The organism is Burkholderia sp. AW33-5 (genome assembly GCF_053427615.1).
Genome location: NZ_JBSAXA010000025.1, coordinates 78,940 through 87,662 on the forward strand (window position 1 = coordinate 78,940; position 8,723 = coordinate 87,662).

11 protein-coding genes are annotated in these 8,723 nt (G+C 68.4%); 6 read left to right on the forward strand and 5 right to left on the reverse strand.

Annotated elements, in window-relative coordinates; all coding sequences use genetic code 11:
- Nucleotides 1–43: 43 nt before the first annotated feature.
- Both ACV22V_RS27810 and map read left to right on the forward strand, forming a co-directional pair.
- Nucleotides 44–280, forward strand: coding sequence for a ParD-like family protein (locus tag ACV22V_RS27810; RefSeq protein WP_059523699.1), 237 nt, complete (start codon nt 44–46; stop codon nt 278–280).
- Entirely contained in the window at nt 280–1,086 is an 807-nt protein-coding gene (gene map, locus ACV22V_RS27815; protein ID WP_059523698.1) for a type I methionyl aminopeptidase, read from the forward strand. Before ACV22V_RS27810 ends, map begins: the two co-directional genes overlap by 1 nt.
- 74 nt (nt 1,087–1,160) lie before the next feature.
- On the opposite strand, the gene ACV22V_RS27820 is transcribed toward map, so the two are convergent.
- Both ACV22V_RS27820 and ACV22V_RS27825 read right to left on the reverse strand, forming a co-directional pair.
- A complete protein-coding gene (locus ACV22V_RS27820; RefSeq protein ID WP_448016095.1) occupies nt 1,161–1,664 on the reverse strand; it encodes a GAF domain-containing protein in 504 nt (167 codons plus the stop codon).
- 114 nt (nt 1,665–1,778) lie between these two features.
- Nucleotides 1,779–2,696 (reverse strand): LysR family transcriptional regulator, encoded by a 918-nt coding sequence (locus ACV22V_RS27825; RefSeq protein ID WP_448016096.1) that lies wholly within the window; start codon nt 2,694–2,696, stop codon nt 1,779–1,781.
- 110 nt (nt 2,697–2,806) lie between these two features.
- Between ACV22V_RS27825 and ACV22V_RS27830 the strand changes: the two genes are divergently transcribed.
- Nucleotides 2,807–3,673 carry a pirin family protein gene (locus tag ACV22V_RS27830; RefSeq protein ID WP_059523692.1) on the forward strand — a complete coding sequence of 289 codons (867 nt, stop codon included), beginning with the start codon at nt 2,807–2,809 and terminating at the stop codon, nt 3,671–3,673.
- 128 nt (nt 3,674–3,801) lie between these two features.
- A complete protein-coding gene (locus ACV22V_RS27835) occupies nt 3,802–4,293 on the forward strand; it encodes a GNAT family N-acetyltransferase (RefSeq protein WP_448016097.1) in 492 nt (163 codons plus the stop codon).
- Nucleotides 4,294–4,305: 12 nt separating this feature from the next.
- On the opposite strand, the gene ACV22V_RS27840 is transcribed toward ACV22V_RS27835, so the two are convergent.
- The 3 genes from ACV22V_RS27840 to ACV22V_RS27850 are packed head-to-tail and all read right to left on the reverse strand — an operon-like array spanning nt 4,306 to nt 6,282.
- Nucleotides 4,306–5,178 carry a cytochrome c oxidase assembly protein gene (locus ACV22V_RS27840; protein WP_059691099.1) on the reverse strand — a complete coding sequence of 291 codons (873 nt, stop codon included), beginning with the start codon at nt 5,176–5,178 and terminating at the stop codon, nt 4,306–4,308.
- A 10-nt stretch (nt 5,179–5,188) separates the two neighbouring features.
- Nucleotides 5,189–5,629, reverse strand: a complete 441-nt coding sequence (locus ACV22V_RS27845; RefSeq protein ID WP_059691100.1) for a copper chaperone PCu(A)C — start codon at nt 5,627–5,629, stop codon at nt 5,189–5,191.
- 8 nt (nt 5,630–5,637) lie between these two features.
- On the reverse strand, nt 5,638–6,282 hold the full coding sequence (locus tag ACV22V_RS27850; RefSeq protein ID WP_223965152.1) for an SCO family protein: 645 nt from the start codon (nt 6,280–6,282) through the stop codon (nt 5,638–5,640).
- Nucleotides 6,283–6,565: 283 nt separating this feature from the next.
- Here ACV22V_RS27850 and otsB point away from each other — a divergent pair, with 283 nt between their 5' ends.
- Nucleotides 6,566–7,318 (forward strand): trehalose-phosphatase, encoded by a 753-nt coding sequence (gene otsB / locus ACV22V_RS27855; RefSeq protein ID WP_059523682.1) that lies wholly within the window; start codon nt 6,566–6,568, stop codon nt 7,316–7,318.
- Nucleotides 7,315–8,691, forward strand: a complete 1,377-nt coding sequence (otsA, locus tag ACV22V_RS27860; protein WP_059523680.1) for an alpha,alpha-trehalose-phosphate synthase (UDP-forming) — start codon at nt 7,315–7,317, stop codon at nt 8,689–8,691. The genes otsB and otsA overlap by 4 nt, the downstream gene beginning before the upstream one ends.
- Nucleotides 8,692–8,723: the final 32 nt, after the last annotated feature.

Below are 8,723 nucleotides of genomic sequence, written 5' to 3' on the forward strand. Positions count from 1 at the left end.
GCGTAATATACGAAACGGCTATATTTCGTTTAATTAGAGACATATGGGAATCATCAAGATATCCGAGCACATGCACGAACGGCTGCGCTCGACCAGTACCGCGCTGAGCCGTTCGATCAATGCACAGGCGGAGCACTGGCTGCGCGTCGGGATGCTCGCGGAGCTCAATCCGTCGCTGTCCTACGGCGATATCTGCCGGATGCTGATCGAGACCGAAGCACGCGGCGGCGACGCCGGGCCGACGGAGTCGGTCGCCCACGGCATCGAGCAGGTGGCGTGATGGCGAGACGCGAAATCCCGATCCGCGGTGCCGCGGAAATCGCCAGGTCGCGCGAGGCCGCGAAGCTCGCCTCCCAGGTGCTGACGATGATCACCGAGCACGTGAAGCCGGGCGTCACCACCGACGAGCTGGATGCGCGCTGCCGTGAATACATCGTCGACGAGCTCGGCGCGATCCCGGCGAACATCGGCTACCACGGTTATCCGAAAACCCTGTGCACGTCGGTCAACCACGTGGTCTGTCACGGCATTCCGTCGTCGCGGCCGATGCGCGACGGCGACATCGTGAATCTCGACATCGCGGTGATCAAGGACGGCTGGTTCGGCGACACGAGCCGCATGTACTTCGTCGGCGAGCCGGGCGAATTGGCGCGGCGCCTCGTCGCGACGACCTACGAGGCGATGCATGCGGGCATCCGCGCGGTTCGTCCGGGCGCGACGCTCGGCGACGTCGGCTACGCGATCCAGCAGGTCGCGCATCGCGAAGGGTTCAGCGTGGTCCGCGAGTATTGCGGGCACGGGATCGGCGACGTGTATCACGACGAGCCGCAGGTGCTGCACTACGGCCGCCCGGGCACCGGCGTGCCGCTGCGGCCGGGGATGATCTTCACGATCGAGCCGATGCTGAATGCGGGCAAGCGCGACACGCGCGTGCTGGCCGACGGCTGGACGGTCGTCACGAAGGACCATTCGCTGTCCGCTCAATGGGAGCACATGGTCGTCGTGACGGAGCAGGGCTTCGAGATCCTGTCGGACGATGTGACGCCGCCGGCGTTCGCGGCGCTGTCCGGCACGCACGCGGCCTGACGCCCGGCGAGCCGCACGCAGCGGCGCAATGAAAAGGCCCCATGACGGGGCCTTTTCATTTGGCGTCGCGCGGCTCAACCGCGCGCCTTCTGCCATGCGTGTTCGATGAACACGCGGCAGAGCGCTTCCATCCCGTTGCGGTCCTCGTCGTCGAAGCGTGCGGCAACGGGGCTGTCGACGTCCCACACGCCGATCAGCGTGCCGTCGGCGGCCACCAGCGGCACGACGATTTCCGATTCCGACGCGGCATCGCAGGCGATATGGCCGGGGAATTCGTGCACGTCGCGCACGACCTGCGTTTCGCGGGTCTGCGCGGCGGTGCCGCACACGCCCTTGCCGAGCGCGATCCGCACGCACGCGGGCTTGCCCTGGAACGGGCCGACCACGAGTTCCGTCCCGTCGAAGAAATAGAAGCCGGCCCAGTTCAGGCGGTCGAGCGAGTGATAGACGAGCGCGGAGAAGTTCGCGGCGTTCGCGATCAGGTCGCGTTCCGTGTCGACGAGCGCGCGTGCCTGCTCGACGAGCGTCGCATAGAGTTCGGCCTTGGAGGCGTGAGGGTCGGTGGACAGCGTGAACATGGTTGAAATGCGAAAAGGGTTGTGGGCAGCGGGGTTGTGAAAAACGCGATGCGCGTCCCGCAGTCTACGGCACGCACGGCCCGTTTGCAGCGCGTGGTTCGCGGGCGCCGTTGCTCAGTCAGGTTCGAGTTCGGCGAACCGCTCGGCCAGGAAATCGAGCAACGCGCGCACCGCGGGCAGCAGCCCGCGCCGCGACGCGAACACCGCGTGCACGATCTCGCGGCGCGGTGCCCAGTCCGGCAGCACGGTCGCCAGTTCGCCGCGCGCGACTTCGTCGCGCACCATCATCGTCGGCAACTGCACGATGCCGACGCCCGCGACGGCCGCCGCGCGCAGCGCGAGCATGCCGCCCGTCACGAGCCGCGGCTGGTGGTGGATTTCCGCCTGCGCGCCGTCGGGGCCGCGCAGCCGCCACACGTGCGTGGCCTGCGGCACGCCGTGATCCAGGCTCGGCAAGCGGGTCAGGTCGGCGGGGACGGCCGGCACGCCCCGCTCGCGCAGCAACGCGGGGCTCGCGACGAGACACTGCCCGCGCTCGGCGAGCATGCGCAGGGCGAGATCGCTGTCCTCGAGCGGCGGCGGGCGCACGCGGATCGCGACGTCGATCCCTTCGCCGACGACGTCGACGCGCCGGTTGGTCGCTTCCAGGTGAATTTCCACGCGCGGGCACGCGACCATGAACGCGGCGATCATCGCGCCGACCAGCGAATCGAGCAGCACGACCGGGCAGCTGACCCGCACGATGCCGCGCGGCTCCTCGTGCAGCAGCGCGATCGCCTCGTCGGCGGCGTCGGCTTCGACGAGCATCGCGCGGCAATGCGCGTAATAGGTCTGGCCGACGTCGGTGACAGTGAAGCGGCGTGTCGAGCGCTGGATCAGCCGCATTCCGAGCCGCGCTTCGAGCAGCGCGATGCGGCGGCTCAGCTTCGATTTCGGCATGTTCAGCGCGCGTCCGGCCGGCGCGAAGCCGCCGTGCTCGACCACCTGCACGAAGTAATAGAGATCGTTCAGATCCCGTCCGTTATCGTTCATGAAATGGAACGCTGAGTGCGATTTTGGCAGTCTACCGGATCGATCGTTCCACCTCTATATTCCTCCTCAGGATGCGAAACACGTGTTTCGCCGCAATTCGGAGAAGGCAAATGAAGAAGATCCAGGGTGTGTACAGTGCGCCGCGCGGTCACTGGGTCGGCGACGGTTTCCCGGTGCGTTCGATGTTCAGCTATCAGTCTCACGGCATGCACCTGAGCCCGTTCCTGCTGCTCGACTACGCCGGTCCTGCGAACTTCGAGCCGGCTTCGGCGCCGCGCGGGGTGGGCCAGCACCCGCACCGCGGGTTCGAAACGGTGACGATCGTCTATGACGGCGAAGTCGCGCACCGCGACTCGACCGGCGCGGGCGGGGTGATCGGCCCGGGCGACGTGCAGTGGATGACGGCCGCGAGCGGGATCCTGCATGAGGAATTCCACTCGGAAGCGTTCACGAAGCGCGGCGGCCCGCTCGAGATGGTGCAGCTGTGGGTGAACCTGCCCGCCGCCGACAAGATGGGTGCGCCCGGTTATCAGACGCTTCTGGACGCTGACATCCCGGTGGTCGAATTGCCGGACGGCGCAGGTCGCGCGCGGATCATCGCGGGCGAGTTCGACGGGCGGCGCGGCCCGGCGCGCACGCACACGCCGATCGACGTGTGGGACGTGCGGCTTGCAGCAGGCGGCCGTGCACGGTTCCCGATCGCCGAAGGGCGGACGCTCGCGGTGGTCGTGCTGAGCGGGACGTTGCTGGTGAACGGCGAGACGGTCGCCCGCGAGGCGCAGTTCGTGCAACTGAGCCGCGACGGCCGCGACGTCGAGATCGAAGCGAACGGCGACGCCAAGCTGCTGATTCTGAGCGGCGAGCCGATTGATGAGCCGGTCGTCGGTTACGGGCCGTTCGTGATGAACTCGCAAGAGGAAATCCGGACCGCGATCGACGATTTCAACAGCGGCCGCTTCGGCCAGATGCCGGCGTGACGGACAGGCCCCGCGCAACGCGGGGCTTTTTGTTCATGCGCGGAGCGGCAGCACGCGTGCCGCGCGCGCTTCGAGGCATAATCGACGGTTGCCGCGCGCCGGCCGGCGCGCTTGAATCAGGACCGACCATGAATGCTTCCGCACCTGCCGCCTCCGCGCGCGCCGACGATCTCGACTGGCACTGGAAATCCTTCGACGCGCTGACGGCGCGTGAACTCTATTCGATCCTCGACGCGCGCAGCGCCGTGTTCGTCGTCGAGCAGAACTGCGTGTATCGCGACATCGACGGTGCGGATCAGGCCGCGTGGCACCTGGCCGCGTACGATCCGGCGGGCCGTCTCGCCGGCTATCTGCGCGTGCTGCTGCCGGATGCGCAGCACACCGACGTGCGCATCGGCCGCGTACTGACGACCGCGCCGTTTCGCGGCGCGGGCCTCGGCAACGCGCTGCTGTCGCGCGCGCTCGAGCACATCCGCGCGCAGTGGCCGGATGCGCAGGTGAGCCTGCATGCACAGGCCCATCTGCAGCGCTTCTATGGGGCATTCGGTTTCATGCCGAGCTCGGACGTGCACGACGAGGACGGCATCCCGCACGTGTGGATGACCAGCGCGCGCGGCTGACGCGCCGCGCCGTCAGTGGGCGGCGCGCGTCACCGGCGGGTTTTGCGTGCGCCGGGCGGCCGCCCGCTCGTCGATCAGGCGGCCGCGCGCCGACAGCCGCAGCCAGTGCCGCAGCGCGATCAGCGCGCCGATCACGCTCATCATCGAACCCGGGATCCACAGCAGCAGGCCGCCGATCTGCTGGTCGCGCAGCGGGCTGAGCCACGTGAATGCGCGTCCGCAGATCGAGTAGATCGGATACAGCTCGTGCGGCGTGAAGAAGATCAGCGCGCCGAGCGCGATCTGCGGCGGGATCGCCGCGACGACGATCAGGATCCGGCGGCCCGGCGACAGCCGCGCGGGCGGCGCGGGACGCGGATCGACGACGAGCCACCAGAACAGCAACCCGTCGATCACCATGCTCCAGTTCATCACGCGATACAGGCGCCAGTCGAGCATCGCGATGAAGTGGATCGGCGACAGCAGCCAGAAATAGATCAGCCCGACGAACAGCACGACCGCGACGACCGGATGGAACACCACGTCGAGCGTCGCGCGCACGGGCGCCCAGGCGAGCGCGGGGCGCACGAAGCGCTGCCGCCAGCGAAACGGGATGCCCGCGCGGATCGCTGCGCCCGGGTAGGCCAGCGCGATGAAGAACGGCCCGAGGTGATGCAGCACGAGATGCTGCGCGCGGTGCAGGAAGAATTCGTGCTCGAAGAAGTAGTCGAGCCGCGTATGCAGCGCGATGTAGAGCGCCGTCAGCCCGAGCCAGAACGAGAACTGCCGCAGCGGCGACACCTTCGCCTTCTTCACGCCGCGCGCGAACAGCACGGCGGCCGTCAGCACCGCGATGACCACGGTCGGCGACGGTTCCCACGGATCGAGCCAGTACAGGACGTTCATCGCGCGCGCATCACTTCGCCTGGGCCGGCGACTTCACGGCGAACGGCGTGTCGACCGTCTCGCCGTCGGAGAACTTCAGGCGCAGGCGCACGGTGTCGCCGGGCTTGATCGCGTGTCTGGGTTCCTCGAGCATGAAGTGATAGCCGCCCGGCGCGATGTCGACCTTGCCGCGCGCGGGGATCGTCAGCTTGTCGACCATTTCCATCTTCTGCGTCGAGCCGTTCGACACCGTCTGGTGCAGCATCGCCATTCCGTAGTCGGGGCTGTCGACGTCGACGAGATCGACCGGCTTGTCGCCCGTGTTGACGAGCGTCACGTAGCCGCCCGCGGGCAGCTTGTTCGGCAGCCAGCGCACCCATGCGTTGTGCGCGGAGATCGCGCCGGCGGCATACGCGTGCGCGCCGGTGCACAGCGCGGCGAGGAGGGCGAACGTCTTGAGGGTCGTCTTCATGTCGGAGTTCAGGTGGTGGGGGCGGTGTCGATGATCCGGCGCACATCGGCGGCGATGGCGTCGGGCGAGTCGCGGTCGGTCGCGAGCAGGCGCGCGCGACCGTTCGCGTCGAAGATGTAGACGGCCGAGCTGTGCGTGACCTCGTAGCCGCCGGACGGATCGCGTTTTTCCATTTGGTATGCGACGCGATAGCGCTTCGCGAGCGATTCGATCTGGCCGTCGGTGCCGGTCAGGCCGCGCGCGTGCGCGGCGTCGAACGCGGCGACGTACGACTGCATTGCCTGCGGCGTGTCGCGTGCCGGATCGACCGAGACGAACAGGATGCGCACGTCGTTTGCCTGGGGGCCGAGCTTCGCGAGCACTTCCATCAGCCGTGCCATCGTTTCGGGGCAAACGTCCGGGCAGTGCGTATAGCCGAAGTAGACGAGCGCGACGCGGCCGCGAAACGCGTTCGCGTCGACCGCGTGGCCATCGCCGCCGGTGAGCGTGAACGACAGGTCGGGCAGGTGGCCCGTGACGTTGGTCAGTTGCCAGTTCGGCTCGTCGTGCGTGCATGCGGCGAGCGCGACGGCGGCGCTCAGCGCCGCGGCCGTGCGGACGAAGCGGGTCAGACTGAAGAGGCGCCGGTGCGGCGCGGGACGGGCAGACGACATCCTGGGGCTCGATCGGACGGAACGGTCGTCGGCCGGCGCGGCGCCATGCGTCGCGCGGCCGGCGGTTGCCGACTGTAGCGCAATTCCCGCGCCTGCGTCCTTTCGAAACCCGTACGGCACGGGCGAGCGGGGCAATATGTCGCAGTTGACGCGGAGGGCCGCGCGGGGCTCGTGCCCCACCGGTTTCGCCCATCTCGCCACGCAGGCGCGGTAAGATGCGCACAATTCCATTCTCGCAGCGGCGGCCCCGCGTTTGCCGGCCGCTCCTCAGACCATCGAATCGATGCAATCCGTTCCGGCTTCCTTGTCCCTGACCGATACCGCGTTCTTTTTCGACTTCGACGGCACGCTCGTCGAGCTGGCGCCGACGCCCGACAGCATTCACGTGCCGCCGTCGCTGCTGACGCTGCTCGATGAACTGCGGCGTCGCACGCACGGTGCGGTCGCCGTCGTGTCGGGTCGCGGCATCGACAATCTCGACACGTTCCTGAACATGCCGGACCTGCCGATCGCGGGCCTGCACGGCGCCGAACGTCGCGATGCGAACGGCGACACGCAGCGCATCGGCTTCAACGACGAGCGGCTGCTGCGCATCGAGCGCGAGCTCGCGGCCGTCGTCGACCGTCATCCGGGCATGCTGCTCGAAATCAAGGGCGCGGCCGTCGCGCTGCACTACCGCAACGCGCCCGAGCGCGAGCCGGCCGCGCGCGCAGCGGCCGAGCGCCTCGTCGCCGAATATGCGGATGCATACGTGCTGCAGCCCGGCAAGATGGTATTCGAGATCAAGCCGAAGGGCGTCGACAAGGGGCGCGCGCTGGCCGCGTTTCTCGACGAGCCGCCGTTCGCGGGCCGCATGCCGCTGTTCGCGGGCGACGACCTGACCGACGAGAAGGGCTTCGCGGTGGTCAACGCGCGCGGCGGTGTGTCGATCAAGGTCGGCGCGGGCGAGACGTCGGCCCGTACGCGGCTCGACTCGGTCGACGCGCTGCACGAGCAGATCGCCCGCTGGCTTGGCGCGGAGCAGCAGGGCGCATGAGTCGGCTCATCATCGTTTCGAACCGCGTCGCCCCGATTTCGGAAGGCGAGCCGGCGGCGGGCGGCCTCGCGATCGGCGTGTACGACGCGCTGAAGGAGACGGGCGGCATGTGGTTCGGCTGGAGCGGCGAGGTGGTCGCGTCCGGTGCGCCGCAGATCCGCATCGAGGAGCGCGGCCCCGTGACGTTCGCGACCGTCGGGCTGTCGCGCCGCGATTACGACCAGTACTACCGAGGCTTCTCGAACGCGACGCTGTGGCCCGCGTTTCATTACCGCGCCGACCTGATCCAGTACGACCGCCACGAGTTCGAAGGCTACAGCCGCGTGAACGTCTGGCTCGCGCAGCAGCTCGTGCCGCTGCTGCAGGACGACGACGTGATCTGGGTGCACGACTATCACCTGATCCCGTTCGCGCGTGCGCTGCGTGCGGCCGGCGTGAAGAACCGCATCGGCTTTTTCCTGCACATTCCGTTTCCGGCCGCGCAGGTGCTCGTCAACGTGCCGCCGCATCGCGAGCTTGTCGAGTCGCTGTGCGCGTTCGACCTGCTCGGCTTCCAGACCGATCCGGACCTGCGCGCATTCTGCGACTACATCGAGTTCGAGGCGGGCGGCGAAGTGGCGCGCGAAGGGCATACGGTGCGCGTCAGCGCGTTCGGCAACACGCTGCGTGCGGCCGCCTATCCGATCGGCGTGTATCCGGACGAGATCGCGTCGCTCGCGCAGGCCGGCGAGAACGGCAAGGCCGCGCGCATGGCCACGTCGCTGCGCGGGCGTCAACTGATCATGAGCGTCGACCGGCTCGATTATTCGAAGGGGCTCGTCGAGCGGTTTCGCGCGTTCGAGAAACTGCTGGAGCACCAGGCGTCGATCCGCAACCGCGTGTCGTTCCTGCAGATCGCACCGTCGACGCGCGCCGACCTGCGCGCGTACCAGGACATCCGCCTGCAGCTCGAAGCGGAGTCGGGGCGCATCAACGGCCGCTACGCGGAGCTCGACTGGGCGCCGATCCTCTACATTCACCGCCAGTACGACAGGCAGGTGCTGGCCGCGCTGTATCGCCTCGCGCGCGTGGGCTTCGTGACGCCGCTGCGCGACGGCATGAATCTCGTCGCGAAGGAGTACGTGTCCGCGCAGAATCCGGAGGATCCGGGCGTGCTCGTGCTGTCGCGTTTCGCGGGCGCGGCGCGCGAGCTGACGGGCGCGCTGATCGTCAATCCGATCGACATCGACGGGATGGCCGACGCGCTGTCGCAGGCGCTGACGATGCCGCTCGCCGAGCGGCGCGCGCGCTATGCGGACATGATCGCGCAGCTGCGCGAGAACAACGTGTCGGTGTGGCGCGACAACTTCCTGCGCGACCTGCAGCGCGTGTAATCCGCGCGCCGCGCGGCGAAGGTGGCGCGACG

Excerpts from the sequence above, each read along its gene's own strand:
- ACV22V_RS27820 (WP_448016095.1), bottom strand. The coding sequence starts at position 1,664 with ATGTTCACGCTGTCCACCGACCCTCACGCCTCCAAGGCCGAACTCTAT.
- otsA (WP_059523680.1), top strand. The coding sequence starts at position 7,315 with ATGAGTCGGCTCATCATCGTTTCGAACCGCGTCGCCCCGATTTCGGAA.
- ACV22V_RS27840 (WP_059691099.1), bottom strand. The coding sequence starts at position 5,178 with ATGAACGTCCTGTACTGGCTCGATCCGTGGGAACCGTCGCCGACCGTG.
- map (WP_059523698.1), top strand. The coding sequence starts at position 280 with ATGGCGAGACGCGAAATCCCGATCCGCGGTGCCGCGGAAATCGCCAGG.
- ACV22V_RS27810 (WP_059523699.1), top strand. The coding sequence starts at position 44 with ATGGGAATCATCAAGATATCCGAGCACATGCACGAACGGCTGCGCTCG.
- otsB (WP_059523682.1), top strand. The coding sequence starts at position 6,566 with ATGCAATCCGTTCCGGCTTCCTTGTCCCTGACCGATACCGCGTTCTTT.
- ACV22V_RS27825 (WP_448016096.1), bottom strand. The coding sequence starts at position 2,696 with ATGAACGATAACGGACGGGATCTGAACGATCTCTATTACTTCGTGCAG.
- ACV22V_RS27850 (WP_223965152.1), bottom strand. The coding sequence starts at position 6,282 with ATGTCGTCTGCCCGTCCCGCGCCGCACCGGCGCCTCTTCAGTCTGACC.
- ACV22V_RS27835 (WP_448016097.1), top strand. The coding sequence starts at position 3,802 with ATGAATGCTTCCGCACCTGCCGCCTCCGCGCGCGCCGACGATCTCGAC.
- ACV22V_RS27845 (WP_059691100.1), bottom strand. The coding sequence starts at position 5,629 with ATGAAGACGACCCTCAAGACGTTCGCCCTCCTCGCCGCGCTGTGCACC.
- ACV22V_RS27830 (WP_059523692.1), top strand. The coding sequence starts at position 2,807 with ATGAAGAAGATCCAGGGTGTGTACAGTGCGCCGCGCGGTCACTGGGTC.